This is a genomic window from Burkholderiales bacterium (assembly GCA_035560005.1).
In the GTDB taxonomy this organism is placed as follows: Bacteria; Pseudomonadota; Gammaproteobacteria; order Burkholderiales; family Eutrophovitaceae; genus DASRFY01.
Window position 1 is genome coordinate 1 of the sequence record DATMAN010000063.1, and the last position, 19,343, is coordinate 19,343.

General features: G+C 64.5%; 19 protein-coding genes. 7 read left to right on the forward strand and 12 right to left on the reverse strand.

Annotation, left to right across the window (positions count from 1 at the left end; genetic code table 11):
* The 6 genes from VNM24_09150 to VNM24_09175 all read right to left on the reverse strand — a co-directional run.
* A partial coding sequence (locus VNM24_09150) for a Zn-dependent alcohol dehydrogenase (GenBank protein HWQ38756.1) occupies positions 1-962 on the reverse strand: 962 nt, incomplete at its 3' end.
* A gap of 25 nt (positions 963-987) precedes the next feature.
* Positions 988-2,295 carry a TRAP transporter large permease subunit gene (locus VNM24_09155; GenBank protein ID HWQ38757.1) on the reverse strand — a complete coding sequence of 436 codons (1,308 nt, stop codon included), beginning with the start codon at positions 2,293-2,295 and terminating at the stop codon, positions 988-990.
* A complete protein-coding gene (locus tag VNM24_09160) occupies positions 2,292-2,795 on the reverse strand; it encodes a TRAP transporter small permease subunit (protein HWQ38758.1) in 504 nt (167 codons plus the stop codon). The genes VNM24_09155 and VNM24_09160 overlap by 4 nt, the downstream gene beginning before the upstream one ends.
* 60 nt (positions 2,796-2,855) lie before the next feature.
* A complete protein-coding gene (locus tag VNM24_09165) occupies positions 2,856-3,893 on the reverse strand; it encodes a TRAP transporter substrate-binding protein (protein HWQ38759.1) in 1,038 nt (345 codons plus the stop codon).
* A gap of 172 nt (positions 3,894-4,065) precedes the next feature.
* On the reverse strand, positions 4,066-4,935 hold the full coding sequence (locus VNM24_09170) for a phytanoyl-CoA dioxygenase family protein (protein ID HWQ38760.1): 870 nt from the start codon (positions 4,933-4,935) through the stop codon (positions 4,066-4,068).
* A gap of 76 nt (positions 4,936-5,011) precedes the next feature.
* Positions 5,012-6,091, reverse strand: coding sequence for an SMP-30/gluconolactonase/LRE family protein (locus tag VNM24_09175; GenBank protein ID HWQ38761.1), 1,080 nt, complete (start codon positions 6,089-6,091; stop codon positions 5,012-5,014).
* A gap of 149 nt (positions 6,092-6,240) precedes the next feature.
* Between VNM24_09175 and VNM24_09180 the strand changes: the two genes are divergently transcribed.
* On the forward strand, positions 6,241-7,041 hold the full coding sequence (locus VNM24_09180; protein ID HWQ38762.1) for an IclR family transcriptional regulator: 801 nt from the start codon (positions 6,241-6,243) through the stop codon (positions 7,039-7,041).
* Positions 7,042-7,054: 13 nt separating this feature from the next.
* On the opposite strand, the gene VNM24_09185 is transcribed toward VNM24_09180, so the two are convergent.
* The 4 genes from VNM24_09185 to VNM24_09200 all read right to left on the reverse strand — a co-directional run bounded on the left by VNM24_09185 (position 7,055) and on the right by VNM24_09200 (position 11,159).
* Positions 7,055-7,915: a sugar phosphate isomerase/epimerase gene (locus VNM24_09185; GenBank protein HWQ38763.1), complete on the reverse strand. Its 861-nt coding sequence runs from the start codon at positions 7,913-7,915 to the stop codon at positions 7,055-7,057.
* 46 nt (positions 7,916-7,961) lie between these two features.
* Complete coding sequence (gene fghA, locus VNM24_09190; protein ID HWQ38764.1) at positions 7,962-8,804, reverse strand: S-formylglutathione hydrolase; 843 nt, start codon at positions 8,802-8,804, stop codon at positions 7,962-7,964.
* A gap of 191 nt (positions 8,805-8,995) precedes the next feature.
* Entirely contained in the window at positions 8,996-10,108 is a 1,113-nt protein-coding gene (locus VNM24_09195; GenBank protein HWQ38765.1) for an S-(hydroxymethyl)glutathione dehydrogenase/class III alcohol dehydrogenase, read from the reverse strand.
* 163 nt (positions 10,109-10,271) lie between these two features.
* Complete coding sequence (locus VNM24_09200; protein HWQ38766.1) at positions 10,272-11,159, reverse strand: phytanoyl-CoA dioxygenase family protein; 888 nt, start codon at positions 11,157-11,159, stop codon at positions 10,272-10,274.
* A 303-nt stretch (positions 11,160-11,462) separates the two neighbouring features.
* Between VNM24_09200 and VNM24_09205 the strand changes: the two genes are divergently transcribed.
* A complete protein-coding gene (locus VNM24_09205) occupies positions 11,463-12,566 on the forward strand; it encodes a cyclase family protein (GenBank protein HWQ38767.1) in 1,104 nt (367 codons plus the stop codon).
* An 85-nt stretch (positions 12,567-12,651) separates the two neighbouring features.
* Here the strand turns inward: VNM24_09205 and VNM24_09210 are convergent, their stop codons facing one another.
* Positions 12,652-12,828, reverse strand: a complete 177-nt coding sequence (locus tag VNM24_09210) for a hypothetical protein (GenBank protein HWQ38768.1) — start codon at positions 12,826-12,828, stop codon at positions 12,652-12,654.
* 282 nt (positions 12,829-13,110) lie between these two features.
* Here VNM24_09210 and VNM24_09215 point away from each other — a divergent pair, with 282 nt between their 5' ends.
* The gene (locus VNM24_09215) at positions 13,111-13,785 is read left to right on the forward strand and encodes a hypothetical protein (GenBank protein ID HWQ38769.1); all 675 of its coding nucleotides are present in this window, start codon (positions 13,111-13,113) and stop codon (positions 13,783-13,785) included.
* Here VNM24_09215 and VNM24_09220 read toward each other — a convergent pair.
* The gene (locus VNM24_09220; protein HWQ38770.1) at positions 13,769-14,560 is read right to left on the reverse strand and encodes a fumarylacetoacetate hydrolase family protein; all 792 of its coding nucleotides are present in this window, start codon (positions 14,558-14,560) and stop codon (positions 13,769-13,771) included. The genes VNM24_09215 and VNM24_09220 overlap by 17 nt on opposite strands.
* A 240-nt stretch (positions 14,561-14,800) precedes the next feature.
* Here VNM24_09220 and VNM24_09225 point away from each other — a divergent pair, with 240 nt between their 5' ends.
* From VNM24_09225 to VNM24_09240, 4 genes are all read left to right on the forward strand, one after another.
* Entirely contained in the window at positions 14,801-16,336 is a 1,536-nt protein-coding gene (locus VNM24_09225) for a sugar ABC transporter substrate-binding protein (protein HWQ38771.1), read from the forward strand.
* Positions 16,337-16,439: 103 nt separating this feature from the next.
* Positions 16,440-17,330 (forward strand): sugar ABC transporter permease, encoded by an 891-nt coding sequence (locus VNM24_09230; protein ID HWQ38772.1) that lies wholly within the window; start codon positions 16,440-16,442, stop codon positions 17,328-17,330.
* Positions 17,331-17,337: 7 nt separating this feature from the next.
* Positions 17,338-18,168 (forward strand): carbohydrate ABC transporter permease, encoded by an 831-nt coding sequence (locus tag VNM24_09235; protein ID HWQ38773.1) that lies wholly within the window; start codon positions 17,338-17,340, stop codon positions 18,166-18,168.
* Between the two features lie 63 nt (positions 18,169-18,231).
* On the forward strand, positions 18,232-19,332 hold the full coding sequence (locus VNM24_09240) for an ABC transporter ATP-binding protein (protein ID HWQ38774.1): 1,101 nt from the start codon (positions 18,232-18,234) through the stop codon (positions 19,330-19,332).
* Positions 19,333-19,343: the final 11 nt, after the last annotated feature.

Genomic DNA, 19,343 nt, shown 5'->3' on the forward strand with positions numbered 1-19,343 from the left:
GGGAAATCGCGCATCGGCCGCGCGCCGCCATAGCTGGAGCGCACGATGCGCCGCTCGCCCATCAGCGAACCCCAGCGAAAGCTCACTTCCTCGTCGACGTTGACCTTGCCCAGCCAGACCACGTTGCCCCCAGGCCGGCAAACCTCCACCGCAAGGCGAAAGACTCTTGCGCTTCCCGCCGCTTCGAACACATGGTCCGCGCCGCGGCCGGCAGTGAGCGATTTCACCTGCTGCGGCACATTTGCGTCGGCTGCGTCGATTGCATGAGTGGCACCGAAGCGCATGGCGCGCGCCAGCTTCTCTCCTCCGAGGTCGATCGCGATGATTCTCTGCGCACCGGCAAGCTTCGCACCCTGCACGGCGTTGAGTCCGACGGCGCCGCAGCCGATCACCGCCACATTCGAGCCGGGCTCGACCCTGGCCTTGCGTGTCACCGCTCCCACCCCGGTCATCACGCCGCAGCCGATGATGCAGGCGCGGTCGAAAGGCATCTCTTTCGGGATCGGAATAGCGCCGGATTCCGGCACCACCGTCAGCTCGGCATGCGTGGAAGTCACGGAATAGTGGTGCACCTTCGCGCCCTTGCGCTTCATCCTGGAAGTGCCATCCAGCAGAAGTCCCTGGGGCTGGTGGCGGGTGAACGGCTCGCAGAGGATCGGCAAGTCGCGCTCGCAGTAGAAGCAGTGGCCGCAGTGCGGATTCCAGGACAGGATTACGTGATCGCCCGGCTTTATCCTCGTGACCCGGCTGCCGACCGCTTCCACGATGCCGGCGCCCTCGTGACCCAGCACGATGGGCGTCGGGTAGGCGAGGTGGCCCTGGATCACCTCGAGGTCCGTGTGGCACAGTCCGCTCGCCTTGATCCGCACCAGCACGTCTTCGGGCTGCAGCGGATCCATCTCCAACTCGTCGATGACGAGCGGCGTGCCCACCTTCTCCAATACCGCCGCCTTGAATTTCATTCGACTCACCTTTTAATAAAAGCGCTCATAGGGAAGGCAGCCAGAGAGCGATCTGGGGAAAGAAGAGCACCGCCATCAGCACCGCCGCCTGGAGAACGATGAACGGCCATAGCGAAGCAAAGATGTCGTTGAGCGAAATGTGCGGCGGCGCCACGCCCTTCAGGTAGAACGCCGCGGGACCGAAGGGCGGCGTGAGGTAGGAGATCTGCATGTTCAGGCAGAACAGCACGCCGAACCACACCGGGTCATAGCCCAGCTCGCGCACGATCGGCACGAAGATCGGCATGGTGAGCAGGCAGATGCCCACCCAGTCCATCACACAGCCCAGGATCACCAGAATGCCCATCATCATCAGAACGACGACGACCGGGGGTACGGCCAGCCCGGTAAAGAGCTCCTTGACGAACTGGGGCCCGCCAGCGAGATTGTAGACACCGATCATCGCCGTCGCGCCGAAGGACAGCCAGAGCAGCATCCCGCAGGTGTGCATGGTCTGCCTGAGGGACTTGCGCACCGCGTCGAAGCTCAACTCGCCGCGCGCCGCGCAGGCGATCAGCGTGCCGATTACGCCCATGCTCGCGGCCTCCGTGACCGACGCGATCCCGAAGTAGATCGTTCCCAGCACCGCCGCGATCACCAGCAGCGGAAGTCCGAGCCCTTTGAGCAAAGCGACCTTCTTGCCGAAGGACCTGCTGCGTTCGGCTTCCGGCGCCGGTGGTCCGAGCTTCGGGTCAAGCTGGCAGCGCGCGAAGATGTAGGTCATGTACACCGCGGAGAGCACGAGCCCCGGGACCACATTGGCCACGAACAGCTCGCCGATCGGGACGTTGACCGTCAGTCCGTAGATGATGAGCACGATCGAGGGCGGGATCATGGTGCCGAGCGAACCGCCCGCGCAGATCGTTCCGATGGCCAGGCTCTTGTCGTAGCCGAGCCGCAGCATCTGCGGCAGCGCGATCAGGCCGAGCAGTACGATCTCCCCGCCGATGATCCCGGTCATCGCGCCCATGACGGTCGCCGCGACCATGGTCTGGATGGCCAGCCCGCCGGGGAGCCGCCCGGCCCACACGCGCATGGCGTCGAACAGGTCTTTCGCCACGCCGGAGCGCTCCATGAGCGAGGCCATCATGATGAACATCGGCACCGAGACCAGCGCGTACTCGCCCATGAAGCTGTAGATGCGGCTCGCGACGAGCTGCAGGCCATTGACACCGAACAACCCGACCGTGAACAGCACGCCGATCAGGCCGGTGACGAAGGCGAGCGGCAGACCCAGCGCCAGCAGCAGGAACATGGCGCCGAACATGAGCAGCGTGATCAGCTCGATGCTCACGCGCGGCCTGCGCGCCCCCTCAGCGCGGAAACATCCTGGACGAAGTGCAGCGCCGACTGCAGGGTCATCACCACCGCGCAGACCGCGAAGAGGGTTTTCAGATACACCGGAATCGGCCAGTTGAGCGCGGTCCCGGTCTTCTCCATGACCTTGAGCGCCAGCCCTGCCTGCACCAACGTGGCGAAGGTGAGAAATCCGCAGAAAGCCAGGGCGAACAGGGAACCCAGCGCGCGGGACCAGCGCCGGGCCGCCGGGCTCATGCGCTCATAGAAGAAGCCGATCGCGATGTGATGGCGATCCTGATGCACGTAGGGACCGCCGATGACGAAACAGGTAGCTGCCAGCGCGACGGAAAGCTCATGCACCCACAGCGTGGGCGCATTGAGCAGATAGCGCATCGTCACTTCATAGGCGGTGATGAGGACGACGACAAGGTACAGCCAGCTCGCCGTCTCGCCCGCTCGGCGCACGAGCCGGGCGATGCGCTCCTCCAGGCGCATAGTTCCCCCTGGTGTTGTTCCGGCGTCTTCTCGCGGCGGCGGGAGTCGGGTCCCGCCAGCCTATTGCAGCAGCCCCAGTTGCTGCAGGAAGGCGATCTGGGAGTCGTAGACCCTCTGCGCCATGGGGCTCTTGGCAGCATAGCTCTTCCACACGCCCCTGGCGATCTCCCGGAACTTCTGCCGCTCGCCCGGCGGTAAGTCGATCGGCTCGAACCCGCGTCTGGTCGCCTCGACCGCGATCTTCTGGTCCGCGAGGTAGTTGCGCTGGATCATCTCGCGCGCGTACTCATGGGTGGCGACTTCGATCGCGGCCCGCAGGTCGGCAGGCAGCGCTTCCCAGCGCTTCAAGTTGATCGAGATGTCGCCGCTCGGCATCGAGTGAAACCCCGGATAGGTCGGATATCTCGCGAGCCTGTGGTAGCCGAGATCCTCGTTCATCGACAATGTGCCCCAATCGCTCGCATCGACTACGCCCCGTTCGAGGGCGGTGTAGACCTCGCTGCCCGGCAGCTGGACGGGCGCGGCGCCAAGCAGGCTGAAGATCTCTCCGCTCATCCCCTGCGGTGCGCGGATCTTCAGGCCCTTGAAATCGGCCAGCGCGCGCAGCGGCCGCTTCGAGACCAGGGATTCGACGCCGTACCACACGCCGCCGACGTAGCGAACGCCATACTGTGCATACAGCTCGCGTGCCAGCTCCTTGCCTCCGCCATATTCCATCCACATTTGCATTTGATAAGGATTGTCGAAGGCGCCCTGAGGATCGCCAATCAACGCGAATGCCGCGTCCTTTCCGGTGTAATAGGCCGGGCCGCCATTCTGGCCATCGAGCACGCCGGCACCGACGGCGTCCAGGCCTTCGGGAGGGGCCACTACTGCATTGGTCGGCAGCGCCTCGATCCTGAGACGTCCGCCTGAGAGCGTCTCCACGCGCTTCGCGAAATCCTCGAAGAGCTGCTGCGGGAGCGTGCCCGACTGCCAGTAAGACTGCATCTTCCACTGCAAGGTCGGGCTTGGCCCGGCTGGCTGCTGCACCTGCTCGGTCTTCTGCCCGCAGGCGACCAGCACGAATACGATCGCGGCAAGCAGCGGATTTCTCACGTGGTTTGTCTCCCTGGTCGTGAACGTCGTCAGTGCCGCAGCCCGGCGCCGGCATCAGTCTCGCAGCGCAAAAGGCGCCGGGCACAGCCGGTCATCGAAGCACGACAGTGGTCGGATTCTGGCCGCATCCTCGACCGAGCCTGCCGGTTCTTCGCCTCTCGCCCTTGCGCCTTCACCCCCGCCCTGGCGCCCGGTCCGTGCCCCGATAGAGGATCCGGTTGGCTTCTTCGGTGATCAACCGGTGCGCGGCGCGCTCCTCCTCGCCGAACTCGACCTTCGGTACCGGCTCGTACTCGAAATGACGGTAGCGATCCACGCCGCGCACAAGCGTGGCATAGTCCTTGGGGCCGGCGGTCTGTCGCACGTAGGTCGGCACGTACCGGATCGCAAGTCCGATGCGCCGGTAGTCGGCGCGGTTGGGCTCGGAGCCATGCACCATGCGCACATGGTGCAGCGACATCTCGCCCGGCTGCAGCGTCATGTCCACCACCGTGCGCTCGTCGACCTCCACCATTACCTCCTGCCCGCGCGTCAACAGATTGTTCTGGGCAAAGGTGTCCCTGTGCGGAAGCTGGTCCTTGAGGTGGCTGCCTGGCACGACCCGCATCGCGCCGTTCGCCGGATCGCTCACGGAAAACGCCACCCAGGCGGTCACGATGTCGGGGTGCGACAGGCCCCAGTACGTGGAATCCTGGTGCCAGGAGATGTAGGCCGGATCGTGAGGTTCCTTGATGAAAAAACTCGATCCCCACACCAGCAGATCGGGGCCGAGCAGATCTTCGATCGCATCCACGATGCCGGGGTGCCGGATGAGCTGGTTGACCCACTTGAAGACCAGATGCGGCTTGTTGCGGTACGCGGTCTTCATGATGAGCCCGTGCTGCGCTTCGAACTCCTCCAGCCGGCGCCGGTAACCGGCGGCCTCCTCGGCAGACATCACGCGCAACGGAAAGTGATAGCCGTTGCGATTGAAAGCCTCCACCTGCTCCGCGGTGAGCCGCCGGGTGGTTGCGGCCCTGGATGATCGCTGCGCAGTTTCCATTGTCTCGCTCCTGCCCGAAAGCCCGCAGGGACCTCACGGTCCCTGCGCTTGCTCAAAGCAGAGAATGTCCGTCGCCTTAGGGCAGGTGATAGCCCTTCCTGTTGGTCCGCACGCGGTACAGACTCTTGCCCGAGGTAATGTAGAGAATGTTCGCCATGTCTCCCCGACCGAACCCCACGTTGGTCGGCAGTTCTTTGCCGGTGGAGATGAAGCCGACTTCCCGGCCGTCGGGCGAATAGACCGCGATGCCGGGCCGGTGCTCGCAGCGCTCGGCGACCCAGATGAAGCCTTCCGAGTCCATGACCAGACCGTCGGGCCCGCTGCACGCGGGACTGCGGTCCTTGCTGTAGTCCTTGAACACGCGGCGGTTGGACAGCGTGCCGTCGGCGTTCACGTCGTAGACCTGCAGCAGGTGATGCCCCTGCAGCGTCTTCTCCCCCTGCTTCAGGTTCTCGAAGGCGAGGAAGCCGTTGTCGTTGCTGACGATGTACATGCGCTTCTGGTCCGGCGAGATGGCGATGCCGTTGCACTTGCCGCAGTCGGTCGCCACGCGCGATACCGTGCCGTCCGGATCCAGGCGGTAGGCCGCGAAGCCATCCGCCATCACGGGCTCGTGGCCGAGGTAGCGCGGATCGGTGAAATAGATGCGGCCCTGCTCGTCGATCGTGATGTCGTTCAAGGCGTTGAATGGCTTGCCCTCGAAGCCCCCGGCGAGAATCATGCTGCGGCCGGTCTTCATGTCGATCTTGGCGAGCATGCGCAGGCCGAAGTCCGCACCCATCGCCAGGATCATGTTGCCTTCGCGATCGAACTTGGTGCCGTTGGACATGCCCGAGGGGCTGCGGAAGATCTCCGCCTTGCCGGTCTTCGGGTTGTACTTCCACACGTGGCCGCCCATCGGATGCTTGCCGCTCGGGTCCTTGCAGAACCTGGTGAAGGTGATGTCGCTGAAATAAACCATGTTGTCCGGGCCCACGGACACGCCCTCGCTGAAGCAGTCGGCCTCGAACAGTTTCTCCACCTTCGCCCCCGAAGGAAACACGTTCCCCGTGGGAGCAGGAAACCCGGCGTCGGTCTGTGCGCCGGCCAGGCCGATCAGTCCGAAGCAGGCGCCCACGACGGCGGCACTTTGTCGCGCAAAACGCATCGCTCTCATCACACTCCTCCTCTTTGCTTTACTTTCTCGATGGTCGGCCGCGTCGCGGCCGGGAAAATGGCTTGGATTGCCACGCGGCGCCTGATTGCCGCTTGCAGGCAGTGTTCACCTATAAAATGGGTTTTCAAATTTAAAAACGGAGTTCGACGTTGTCAACAAAAAAACGCGCGGTGCATCGCAACAAGGCGCGCTACTCCGCTCCGGCGCTGGAAAAGGGCCTGGACGTGCTGGAGCTGCTGGCGCAGGAAGCGCATGGACTGAGCCTGCAGGAGATCGCGCAGCGGCTCGCACGCTCGCCCAACGAGATCTATCGGATGCTCGACGTGCTCGTACGCAGGGGTTTTCTCGCACGCCGGCCGGATGCGACCTACGTCCTGACCCTGCGCCTGTTCGAGCTGGCGCACCGGCATCCGCCGATGGGCCGGCTGCTCGACGTGGCGATGCCGCACATGCAGGAGCTGGCGCGCCTGACCGGACAGTCGAATCACCTGTGCGTGCATCACGACCGGCGGCTCGTCGTTCTTGCGCGCGCCGAGCCTCCGGAGCCCATGAGCGCCTCTTTCCGGCAGGGCGCGCACTTTCCGTTTCACGACGACCGCGTCTCGGCACGCGTGATCTCCGCGTTCCAGCCGCCCGACAAGCGGCCCTGGTACCTGTCCGAGTTGCTGGCCGACGAAAAGCCGAGTGAGGCGCGGCGCCGGGCGCTCGCGAAGAGACTGGACGAAATTCGCGACCGGGGCCATGACGAAGGGCCCAGCGATACCGTCTCCGGAGTGGTCGACATCTGCTTCCCGATCTTCGACCATTTCGGCGTGGTCGCCGCGATGACGGTCGTTTATCTGAAGCACCGCGACGTGCGCGTGGACATTCCCACCGCGCGCGAGCACGCACGCACGGTGTCGCAGTCGATCTCGCGGGCGCTCGGCCACACCGAGACCGCTGCGGCGTGAATCCCTCGACCTGCTAGGCCGCGCGCGCTTCCTGCGCTTCCTCGTCCTCGATCCTCTTCCACAGCGCGCGGATCATGTCCTTGAGCATCAGCGACTCTTCCCAGCGGTCGGACAGCTCGTAACCGTCGCGTCCGGTGATCGCGTACTCCTTCGGCCCGAGCTCGCAGAGGAAAGTGAGCGTGGCGTCCTTGGGTGCGCGCCGGCGCCAGCTGCGCAAGCCGTATTCCCACCACTGCATGAACAGGTCGACCCAGTGCTTCATGGTGGGGAAGCTGATCTGGATCTGGATCTGCTCGCGGCTCGCGACGCGACCGTGGTAGGCCCAGCAGTGGTCCATGATCCGATGCATGAGCACGTGGTGCTCGTCGGGCACCGGATACCAGAACTCGCGCCCGACGAGATAGTGCGAGAGATCTCCCGTGAGCTTCAGGTCGGGGAAGCAGTCCAGAAGGCGCAGCGTGAAGTGCAGGTCGGTCGTCATGCGGTCGCGGTGCGTCTCCATGAACATCGGAATGCCCGCGTCGTCGGCGAGCCGCCGCCAGCCTTCGACATAGGGAATGCAGTCCTCCAGCCGCAGTGGCCGCACGTCCGCCTGCAGGTTGATGTGGTCGGCACCCAGTTCCTGCACATACTCGATGACGGGTTTGAGGTCATCCACCGTCTTCGGATAGCACTGCGCCTGCCAGATCATCCCGTGCGCGCGCAGGAAAGAGGTGACCTCCCTTGCGAAGCCGTAGTCGATGAAGCGCACTCCGCAGCCGTCGAAACCGGCGTCGCGGATCATCGTAAGCTTCTCTTCCAGCGTCCACTCGAGGCCATCGGGCCGGCGGCGCTCCATGGCCCAGAGCGATTGCAGCACTTTCAGCTTTTGCATTGCTCCCTCCACCGTTTTGAAGCGTTCACCGCGGCGAGCGCTTGTCTCAGGCACCGAGCTGGGCGGCGTGATGGCGCAGATGGTCTTCGACGAAAGTCGAAATGAAATAGTAGCCGTGATCGTATCCCGCATGGCGGCGCAATTGCAGCGACTGCTTTTTCTGCCTGCACGCCGCCTCGAATACATCCGGATACAGTTGTTCGGCGAGAAACTTGTCCGCCATGCCCTGATCGAGCAATATCGGCCCGGGAAAGGGCGCGCGCCTCACCAGCTCGCTCGCATCGTACTCGCGCCAGACCGTCGGATCCTCGCCCAGATAACCGTGAAACGCCTTCTGCCCCCAGGGACAGCGCATCGGCGCGCAAATCGGCGCGAGCGCGGAGAGGGACCGATACCGGTCCGGATTGCGAAACGCGCACACCAGGGCGCCGTGCCCGCCCATTGAATGACCGAAAATGCCTTGTCTGCCGCCGTCGGCAGGAAAGTGCTCGCCAATGATCCGTGGCAGCTCGCGAGTCACGTAGCTGTACATCCGGTAGTGCTTCGACCAGGGCTCCCGCAGCGCATCGACGTAGAAGCCGGCGCCGAGTCCGAAATCCCAGGAATCGGCCTCGCCGGGAATATTGGCGCCCCGCGGGCTCGTGTCCGGCGCAACCAGCATGAGGCCCGCCTTTGCCGCGAAACGCTGGGCGCCAGCCTTGATCATGAAGGTTTCCTCGGTACAGGTCAGACCCGCCAGGTAGTAGAGCACCGGCACCTTGGCGTGCCTCGCGTGCGGCGGCCGATAGACCGAGAAGCGCATCGGCAGGCCGATCTCTGCCGAATCGTGCAGATAGAAGCCCTGCACGCCTTCGAAGCACTTATGCTCGCTGATGGTCCTGATGGCCATGAACGAATTCAAGCGCTCGCCGCGCAGGATGCGAAGCGATACGCAGAAAGAGCGAGCCATGAGGGCATGAAGACCCGAAGATAGAGAAGAACTTCATGCGCTTTCTTCGTGCTCCTTTGTGTCCTTGCGCGGCGTGCTTTACAGGGTTGCCTGTTCCGCGTCCCCCGCGCCCTCGGCGGTGAGACCCTGACTCAGTAGACGACAACGCTGCGGATCGACTCGCCGGCGCGCATGAGCTCGAAGCCCTTGTTGATGTCCTCCAGCCTCAGCGTGTGCGTGATCAAAGGATCGATCTGGATCTTGCCTTCCATGTACCAGTCCACGATCCTGGGCACGTCGGTGCGCCCCCTGGCGCCGCCGAAGGCGGTGCCCTTCCACACGCGGCCGGTGACGAGCTGGAACGGACGGGTCGAGATTTCGGCGCCGGCCGGCGCCACTCCGATGATGACCGAGACACCCCAGCCCTTGTGGCAGCACTCCAGCGCCTGGCGCATCACTTTGACGTTGCCGATGCACTCGAAGCTGTAGTCCGCGCCACCCTTGGTCAGGTTGACGAGATGGGGAACCAGCTCGTTCTCGGCCATGTCCCCGGGATTCACGAAGTGCGTCACGCCGAACGCTTCGGCCAGCGCCCTGCGCCTGGGGTTGACGTCGACACCGACGATCATGTCGGCGCCGGCCATGCGCGCGCCCTGAACGACGTTGAGCCCGATTCCGCCCAGGCCGAACACCACCACGTTGGCGCCGGGCTCGACTCGGGCGGTATTGATCACCGCGCCGATCCCCGTCGTTACGCCGCAGCCGATGTAGCAGACCTTGTCGAATGGCGCATCCTCCCGGATTCTGGCCAGCGCGATCTCGGGCACGACGGTGTAATTCGAGAAGGTGGAAGTGCCCATGTAATGATGGAGTTTCGACGCCCCCAGCGAAAAGCGGCTGGTGCCGTCGGGCATCAGGCCCTGGCCCTGGGTGAGGCGGATCGCCTGGCAGAGATTGGTCTTCCGGGACAGACAGTACTCGCACTCACGGCATTCGGGGACATACAGCGGAATGACGTGATCCCCTTTCTTCAGGCTTCTCACGCCGGGCCCGACGTCGACCACGACCCCGGCGCCTTCGTGCCCGAGAATCGCCGGAAACAGGCCTTCGGGATCCGCGCCGGAGAGCGTGTATTCGTCGGTGTGACACAGGCCAGTCGCCTTGATCTCGACCAGGACTTCGCCGGCTCTGGGTCCGTCGAGCTGCACGGTTTCGATCGATAGCGGCGCGCCCGCCCTGTGCGCGACCGCCGCGCGGGTTTGCATGGGTCTCCTCCTGGTCTTCGTCCGGCCGCCACGCCGGGCCGCGGTGTCCGCTACAGTATAGTGAACCGGCGTGAGGCAGCCGGAGCCACCGCCGCAATGCAACGCATCGCGACAAAAAAAGGCGCAGCCGGCGCTGCACCTTCTTGCCGGGCGAGGGCCGCGCTCAGGTCGCTGCCTGCTTGATCTCGAAGAAGCGGTTGCGCAGCGCCGTCTGGTTCTCGTAGATCGACCCCTGCGCGAGCGCCGGCGGATAGGGCATGCGCACCGGCACCTTCTCCAGGCGCGCTTCCAGGGTCGGCTCACCGCAGATCATGCGGCTGTTGAAGTCGTCCAGCCCGCCGAAATTGAGCGCCGTCAGCGGCCAGGCGTCGGCCGCGGCGCACTCGTAGAGCAGCAGATTGCGCGGCTTCACCGACGTGTTCTGCGCCGAGCCGTGCACCAGCCGCACGTGGTGGAAGGAGCACGAGCCCGCTCTCCCGGTGCAGGCCACGGCCCTGGAGTAATCGAGGTCCGGCGTGTTGGCGGGGTCCATGGCGCCGCAGAAGCGCCCGTCCAGGTGGTGGTCCCACACCTTGGGGACGCGGTGCGTACCCGGCATTACCAGCAAAGGTCCGTTCTCCAGCTCGACGTCATCGAGCATCACCCCGATTGCCAGCAGGTCGTCGTTGGTGTGGGGATAGAACGCCCAGTCCTGGTGCCACTCGACCGGCGAGCCGTACTGGGGGGATTTCATGTTGAGCTTGGACCCGTGCAGGCGCACATTGGGCCCGAGCAGCGCCTTCAGAATCGCCACCATCTTCGGGCTTTTCACGATCTCCCAGAAGATGGGATGCCACTTGTGAGGTGTCTTGATGCGCCGCACACGCGGGCTGTCCGGCGAGTGAGTGGGCTCGAGATCGTAGACCTCGTTGTGGGTGGTCAGGCCCTTCGCCTTGGCCACGAACTCGGCGATCACGCCCTTTATCCGGCTGACCGTATCCGGATCGATGACGTTCTCGACCACGATGTAGCCGTTGTCGCGGTAGAACCGAACCTGCTTGTCGTCGATCACTGTCGCCCCCGAAAGCGAATGTTCACTGAACCCACCAATAGCTTACCCCAAGATCGCGCGCGCCGAGTTTGCTGCGAATCAAACCGGCTCCGACCGGCACAGGTCGGGCTCGCACCCGAAGGTCCCGATGGCCCCGTCGTGCCGCCATGGCGCTGTTCTGCGGCTTGCAACCGACTGCGCCTTGTGCCATCTTACTGCGGCGTCTGCGGGCGGGGTGCGTTCTCGGTGCTCCACGCAGAGGTCGGAGAAACAACAACCACCGGCAGTTCCAACACCGATTCATTCGGGGAGAGAGGAGAATCCATGAAGCTGAGCATCATCGCGAGCGCCGTCGCGGCCCTGTGCGTAGGTTCGGGCGCGATCATGGCGCAGACACTGAAGGGCAACGTCGACGACTCGCCCATCACCGAAAAATGGTTCCCGAGCAAGTGGGGTGCCGACGACAAGGCGGGGAGCTCCAACCACACCAAGAATCCGGCGAATGTGCGCAAGGCGCTCGGCACCATCAAGCAGTACAAGGTGCTGACCGTCGGCAAGTACTATCATCGCGAAGCACCGGCTTTCGGTCCGCGCGGATGGCACATGTGGATACCCGGCACACCCACCGGCGGCCCGTTCGGCAAGAACGCGCTGGTGTATCACGACGAGCTGGTCACCACGCAAATCGGCCAGATCCAGACCCAGTTCGACGGTCCCGGCCACATCGGCGTGAACACCTCCAAGGGCCCGATGTTCTACAACGGGCGCATCAGCTGGGATTCCTACGAGCGCGGCGCCGGCGGCCAAGTCATGGGCATGGGCCCGCTGGGCGTCGAGCACGTGGGCGAGAACGGTTTCGTCTGCCGCCTGGTGGTACTGGACGCGGTGGGCTGGCGCAAGTCGCAGGGCAAGCTCGCGCAGGACGCCGAAATGCTGCCGATCCCGCGCAGCAAAGACTCTCCGGGTATCGTCACCGCAGCCGACGTTCAGGGCATGGTCAAGGCGATGGGCATCGCCGAGATCGGTCCGGGGGACTGCGTAGCGATCCACACCGGCCAGGGCAACTCCTGGGGCAACGGCCGCTACAAGTCGCTGACCTCCGAGCAGCGGGCCGCCGCGCGTGCGCTCTTCGGTCAGGGCGAACCCGGCTTCGGTATCAGCGCCTGCCAGTACCTCGCCTCGCGCGACATCGCGCTGACCATGGGTGACACCTCGGCCAATGACGCTCAGCCCTTCGGGGAGGAAGGCGACCAGTACGCGGTGCCCTGCCACACGCAGCTGCAGACCCGCCGCGGCATCTGGAACCTGGAGAACGTCGACACCGAGTCGCTGGTCAAGGCCGGCATCAAGGAAGCCGCGTTCATCTGGGCGCCTCTGCGCATCATCGGCGGCACCGGCTCGCCCGGCAACCCGGTCGTGATCTACTGAGATCAAGCAGTCAACAACGAAAGCAGCAACGACTCGAACCGGCAGCGCGCGAAAGCGCCTGCCGGTTTTTCTTCAGATGCGCACGTCAAAGCGGCCGAGCATCCAGATCGTCGCCGGACAGGCCCCCGCGGTGAGCAGCACAGGGAGGGCGAGACTCCAGTAGAGCGCGCAGCAACGCCGGCAGCGCGAGAAACAGCAGCAGCGAGGGCGGCACCAGCGAGAACACGCCGACGGAGAAATCGGCGATCCTCCGGCTGTCCATGGTCCACGTAGATCCAGATCATGGCCAGCACGCAGACCAGCGCAATGGACGCGAGCAGCGCTCCCGCAATGACACTGCGTTTCCCCCTTCGGACACGACCACCACCAGAACGGCGGTGATCAGGAGCTTGATGGCATATTCGGTCACAGTGCCTTCGCCTCGTTGGACGCCGGCCGCGCGCGGGCTCGCTCTCGGCGCTCCGGTTTTCTCAACTCGATGCGCCCCGACCTCGCGCTTTCCCTGCCGTCCTGGAGCCTGGATGGTTCAATTGCGTAATTCGACATGACGCTGAACGACTACGTCGATGCGTACTGCGAGCGGGTCGAACCCGGCTTCTGGAGCGAGCCGTTCAACGCCTTCAGCAACGCCGGCTTCTGGATCGCCGGCGCATTGCTGGCCGCGCGGCTGCGCCGCAACGCAGTTCCGCTGCCGCTGTCGATCCGGCTGCTGCCGGCCTGGCTGATCCTCGTTGGCTTCGGCAGCTTTGCCTTCCACACCCTGGCGACCGTGTGGGCCGGGTGGCTGGATACCGGATTCATCCTCGCGTTCGCCTGCACCTTCGTCTACGCGTTCCTGCGTCATGTCGCCGGCTTGAAGACATGGCTGTGCGCACTCGCCGCGCTGATCTTCTTCTGGCTGAGTTTCGGCGCCAAGGCCTGGATGCCCGCCCTGGGGTTGAACGGCAGCGAAGCCTACCTGCCGATGCTGCTGGGACTGTTCGCGATGACCGCCTGGCTGTGGCGTCGTAGCACCGCCTTCAAGCCTTTCCTGGGCGCGAGCCTGCTGTTCTGCGCGTCGCTTGCGCTGAGAACCCTCGACCATGCGTTGTGTGCGGACTTCTCGCTCGGCACGCACTTCGCTTGGCACCTGCTCAACGCGCTGCTCCTCTACGTCCTGACCACGGCAGTGGCCGGCAACGGCCGCCATGCGCGACAGGCCGCTAGGCGCCAACGCTGAGCGAGACTTCGCCCAGTTCCTCGATCTGCACGCGGACCTCGTCGCCGGCATCGAGCCATTTGGTTTCGACGACGCTGCCCAGCAGAACGAACGCGCCTTTCTTCAACCCCATGCCCCGCAGCGCGCGGGCGCGCGCCAGCCAGGCCAGCGCTTCGAAGGGGTGATCCATGACCAGCGCCCCCGTGCCGCGCCCGACCTCGATCCCGTTGATTCGGGTCGCGCCGCAGATGCGGCTCAAATCCAGGCTGCGCCAGTCACGTACGGGCTCGCCGAGCACGCAGCCCGAGTCGAAGAAGTCGTCCGCGATCAGCGTGGGCACACCCAGCGCCCGGTAGTCCCGGTAGCGGTCGTCGACGATCTCGATCGCGGCCATCACTTCATCGACGGCGAACGCGACGCTGTCGCGAGTGAACGGCGCGTCCTGAGGAAAGATATCCCGGCCCAGCCGCACGGCGATTTCGCATTCGATGCCCAGCTTGATGAAGCCCGAGCGCGGAACGCGCCCGGCGCGCTGCATGACGGTTCGCTCGAACACATCGCCTGCGCAGGGGTTCGGGATACCGAGAAAGCGCTGCATGACCGGGGTGGTGCATCCGATCTTGTGGCCCACCACCGGACCCAGGCCGGCCTCGGTCAGCATGCGGTTCACCGCCTGCTGGATGCGGTAGCCCTCGGGCTCGTCGCGCGGGCGCCACCCCGTGGGCAGGGGCTCGATGGGGCTCAGCGACAGGCGCTGCTCGACCAGTCGCGCGGCCGCCTTCTCGTGTCGCTTCATTGCTGCGTCCTGTTCTGATCGGCGGCCTGCCGGCGGCCGCGAAAACTGCGGTGCACAATGCATCGGGGGGCACCGCGACTATGGCATCATAGCGCGGGGCAGCGGGCGACGTTGCTTGACGAGATCGCGAGCCCTTAAAGATAATCGGCCGCAAAAATCGGATCCGGACATCGGCACCCCCGGGTCACGGCCAAGAAACAAGACCGCAATCACAAAGACCACACCTCAGGAGGAACCACCATGAAGGACAGCGTCGCCTTCCCTCGCCGTCCAGATTTGCCGCAAGCGCATTCGTCCACGAAGCTCGGTCTGACCGCCGCGGCGTTGCTCGCGCTCGCGTTGAGCGCCTGCGGCAAGAAGGAAGAAGCGGCACCCACCGCCGGTCCTGCAACAACCGCTGGCAAGAGCGCGGCGCAGATCGCCGTCGAGGCGGCAAAACCGCTGTGCCAGGGCGGCAAGACCATCACGATCGTCTGGGAAGCGGGCCTGCAGTCGCTCGATCCGCTCAACTTTTCCGGCCCGAAGTGGGAGCAGGAAACCGGCTGCAAGGTGAAAGTGGTCGAAGTCCCCACGGCCGAGATGTTCACCAAGATCATGCAGGAGTATCGCGCCGGCACCGGGGCCTATGACGCGCTGAACGTGATCCCGGCCTGGATGCCGGATCTGGCCCAGGCCGGCGCGCTGGAGGTCCTCGATCCCTACGTCGACAAGTACGGCTACCGGGAAGAACTGCAGAAAATCGCGCCGACCTACCGCGACAACCAGATGACCGTCGACGGCAAGATCTACGGCTTCCCGGACGACGGCGACGTGTTCCTGTTCTACTACCGCAAGGACATCTTCGCCCGCGAAGATCTGCAGAAGGCCTTCAAGGCCAAGCACGGCTACGATCTCGCCCCGCCCAAGACGTGGAAGGAATTCGACGAGATCGGCTCCTTCCTCACCGACGCACTGAAGAAGGAAGGCGTCTACGGCGCTGCGTTCTTCCGCGAGCCGCCCTACACGATGTACATGTTCCAGGAGCGCTTCCGCGTCGAGGGCGGGAAGTTCTTCGACGCCGACACGATGAAGGCCACGGTAAACAGCCCGATCGGCGTCAAGGTGCTGACCGAGATGCGCAAGGAGAACCGCTTCATGCCGCCGGGCGTGGAGAAGTTCGGTTTTGTCGAGAACCTCGCTACGTTCCTCGAGGGCAAGAGCGCGATGACGATCTCCTGGCCGCCTTATGGCCGCTTCGCCGCCGGCTACCTGGCGGAGGAGAAGGCGCTCGCCTGGGTGCCGAAGTCGAAGATCGCTGGCAAGGTGGGCTACGCGCTGCCGCCGGGCGGCCATCCGGAACTGGCCGCCGGTTTCGCGCTGTCGGTCGCCTCCACCAGCAAGAACAAGGAAGCCGCATACCTGTTCATCCAGTGGCTGAACAGCGAGGAGACCAGCAGCCAGCGCGTGAAACTGCCCTTCGCCCTGCGCGACCCGTTCCGCGATTCGCACTTCACCGATGCGGACTACATGAAACTGTGGCCGGACGCGAAGGACTATTTGGCCGCGCTGAGCGAGGGCGCCAAGACCGGTTTGCTCGACCTGTCGCTGATCCAGACCGACAAATACGAGGAAGCGCTGCGCCAGGGCATCAGCCGCCTGTGGGCGGGCGACGATCCGCAGAAGATCCTGGACGATGTCGCCAAGCAGTGGGACGCGGTCACCCAGCAGGTGGGTGTGGACAAGCAGAAGGCGGTGTACGCCGCCTGGGCCGCGAAACCGGGTGCCTATCCCAGGTAAGCGGGCGTCGTTGATCGCCCGCGCTGCCGCGCCGCGGCGCGGCAGCGCGAAGACGGGGAGCGCTCGACGGCGCTCCCCGTTTTTCCGTCTGGAATGACGCAAAGTGGTCTCGCACACGTCGCACGCCAGCTTCACCGAGCGCAACTTCAAGTACCTGCTGGTCTGGCCGGCCATTCTCGTGCTGCTCCTGATCGGCATCTTCCCGCTCGTCTATCTGCTGGTGGTGAGCTTCCAGGGCATCACGATGACCGAGACCGACACCGGTTTCATCGGCTTTCGCAATTACGCGATGCTGTTCCAGGACGAGCGGCTGTGGGAAGCGATCCTGCACACCGTGATATTCACCGCGATCGCGCTGCCGGTCGAGCTGCTGCTCGGGCTGGCGATGGCGCAACTGTTCCTGGACAGAATGCCCGGCCGGCAGGTCTTCATCGCGCTGCTGGTGCTGCCGGTGGTAGTCTCTCCGATCGTCTCGGGCGCGACCTGGTCGCTGCTGTTCGATCACCGCTTCGGTCCCATCAACCAGATCATCGGCTGGTTCACCGGCTCCGACGAGGCGATTCTCTGGACCATCAATCCGAACCTGGTCTATCCGGCGATCCTGGCCGCGGAGATCTGGCAGTGGACGCCTTTCATGTTCCTGCTGTTGCTCGCCGCGCTGGCCAACGTCGACAAGTCGCAGCTCGAAGCGGCATCGATCGACGGGGCGGGCTGGTGGCGCACTTTCTTCAGGATCGTGCTGCCGGCCATCTGGCCGGTGATGGCGATTGCGATCCTGATTCGCGGACTGGACTTGTTCCGCCTGTTCGACATCGTGTGGGCGCTGACCAAGGGCGGACCTGGAACCATGACCGAAACGATCTCGATCTTCACCTATGTGAAGGGCTTTCAGCAGTTCGAGACCAGCTATACCGCTGCGGTCGCGTTCCTGATCGTCGTTCTGCTGTCGATCGTGGTGATGCTCGCGTTGAAGCGCGTCGAGCTGGCGAGATAGGACCGCGATGACGCTCAAGGGACGGCGGACCGTTCAGCTGTGGCTCAGGGTGCTGGCCGCCGCCGCGCTCACGCTGCTCTTTCTGTTCCCCATCTACTGGCTGGCGATGATCTCCTTCAAGACTCCGGAGGAGATCTATTCCTTCCCGCCGAAGTGGTACCCGGGACAGATCCAGTTCGACAACTATGCCGTGCTGTTCAAGGACGGTGACGCCACCACGGTAATGAACAGCCTCATCGTGGCCGGCGTGAGCACGGTGATCGCGATGATCCTCGGCACGATCTGCGCCTATTCGCTGGCGCGCTTCCGCACCGGCGGCGAGCATCTGGCCAACTGGATCATTTCCCAGCGCATGATTCCGCCGATCGCGATCGTTTTTCCGATCTTCCTGCTCTACGTGTGGCTGGGGCTGGTCGACACCTTCGCCGGCGTGATCCTGCTCTACACCGCGTTCAACCTCCCTTACGTGATCTGGATGATGCGCGGCTACATCCTGGATATTCCAAAGGCGCTCGAGGAATCGGCGCTGGTCGACGGCTGCACGCGCTGGCAGGTCATCTGGAAGGTGGTGTTCCCGATGTCGCGGGCGGGTCTGTTCGCCACCGCGATCTTCACCTTCGTCTTCGCCTGGAACGATTTCCTGTTCGCCCTGGTGCTCACGCGCACCGAGGTCACCACCTACACCGTGCAGGTCACGCACTACTTCGGCGGGCAGTCGAACTTCTGGGCCAAGATCTCCGCGATGTCGGTGCTGGGCACGATCCCGATCTTCGTCGTAGTGGCGTTCATGCAGCGATATCTCGTGCGGGGCATCTCCCTGGGCGCGGTAAAAGGTTAAGCCGATGGGAACCACCAAGGCGCCAGGACACGACGAAAACCGAATCGGAGCGAGATGACGTAGATGGCGGATTTGAGGATTACCGGTCTGCACAAGTACTACGGCAACGTGCACGCCGTGCGCGGGATCGACCTAGAGATCCCGGCTGGCGAGTTCACGGTGCTGGTCGGCCCGTCCGGGTGCGGCAAGAGCACGCTGCTGCGCACGATCGCGGGGCTGGAGGACGCGGACGAAGGCGTCATCGAGATCGGAGGCCAGCCGGTCACCCATCTCCCGCCGCGCGAGCGCGACATCGCGATGGTATTCCAGAATTACGCGCTGTATCCGTACATGAAGGTGTACGACAACATCGCCTTCGGACTGCGCTCGCGCAGGACTCCGGAAGCCGAGATCGCACCCAAGGTGCGCGGCGCCGCGAAAATGCTCGCCATCGAACATCTGCTCGACCGCTATCCACGCCAGCTCTCCGGCGGGCAGCTGCAGCGCGTGGCGATCGGCCGTGCCATCGTTCGCAATGCCCGCCTCTACCTGTTCGACGAACCGCTGTCCAACCTCGACGCCCAGTTGCGAGACGAAATGCGCAGCGAGATCAAGCGCCTGCACCAGGAGCTGGGCAAGACCATGATCTACGTCACGCACGATCAAATCGAGGCGATGACCATGGCCGACCGCATCGTGCTGCTGCGCGACGGCGTGATCGAGCAGGCTGGCGCGCCGCTCGACCTCTACGAACGCCCGGCCACCAAATATGTCGCCGGCTTTCTCGGTTCGCCGTCCATGAACTTCATTACCGCCGACCTGACGGAAGCGAACGGCGGGCTCGCGCTGCAGCTTGCCGATGGCACGGCACTGAGGCTGCCTGCGTCCCGCCAGGACAGGTACGCTGCGCATCGCGGGCGGCCGGTCGTTCTCGGCGTGAGACCGGAGCACATGAGCCGCGCGCAGGCCGGGGAACTCAGGGCGGGCTTCGCACGTCATGCGGCGACCATCGACCTGGTCCAGCCGACCGGCTCGCGCACTTACGCGACGTTCAAGCTCGGCGGGGTGGAGACGGTGGCCGAGCTGCATGCGCACGACGTTTCGCAGCCCGGCGAACGCATCGAGCTTGCGATCGACATGAATCGGGTCGTGCTGATCGACCCGTCGACCGAGAGAGTGCTTTGATAATGGAAACA

Bases quoted from the DNA above. Each gene is read 5' to 3' on its own strand.
- VNM24_09185 (HWQ38763.1), bottom strand. From the start codon at position 7,915: ATGCAAAAGCTGAAAGTGCTGCAATCGCTCTGGGCCATGGAGCGCCGC.
- VNM24_09170 (HWQ38760.1), bottom strand. From the start codon at position 4,935: ATGGAAACTGCGCAGCGATCATCCAGGGCCGCAACCACCCGGCGGCTC.
- VNM24_09220 (HWQ38770.1), bottom strand. From the start codon at position 14,560: ATGAAGCGACACGAGAAGGCGGCCGCGCGACTGGTCGAGCAGCGCCTG.
- VNM24_09195 (HWQ38765.1), bottom strand. From the start codon at position 10,108: ATGCAAACCCGCGCGGCGGTCGCGCACAGGGCGGGCGCGCCGCTATCG.
- VNM24_09160 (HWQ38758.1), bottom strand. From the start codon at position 2,795: ATGCGCCTGGAGGAGCGCATCGCCCGGCTCGTGCGCCGAGCGGGCGAG.
- VNM24_09215 (HWQ38769.1), top strand. From the start codon at position 13,111: ATGACGCTGAACGACTACGTCGATGCGTACTGCGAGCGGGTCGAACCC.
- VNM24_09210 (HWQ38768.1), bottom strand. From the start codon at position 12,828: ATGGACAGCCGGAGGATCGCCGATTTCTCCGTCGGCGTGTTCTCGCTG.
- VNM24_09240 (HWQ38774.1), top strand. From the start codon at position 18,232: ATGGCGGATTTGAGGATTACCGGTCTGCACAAGTACTACGGCAACGTG.
- VNM24_09205 (HWQ38767.1), top strand. From the start codon at position 11,463: ATGAAGCTGAGCATCATCGCGAGCGCCGTCGCGGCCCTGTGCGTAGGT.
- fghA (HWQ38764.1), bottom strand. From the start codon at position 8,804: ATGGCCATCAGGACCATCAGCGAGCATAAGTGCTTCGAAGGCGTGCAG.
- VNM24_09225 (HWQ38771.1), top strand. From the start codon at position 14,801: ATGAAGGACAGCGTCGCCTTCCCTCGCCGTCCAGATTTGCCGCAAGCG.
- VNM24_09235 (HWQ38773.1), top strand. From the start codon at position 17,338: ATGACGCTCAAGGGACGGCGGACCGTTCAGCTGTGGCTCAGGGTGCTG.
- VNM24_09175 (HWQ38761.1), bottom strand. From the start codon at position 6,091: ATGAGAGCGATGCGTTTTGCGCGACAAAGTGCCGCCGTCGTGGGCGCC.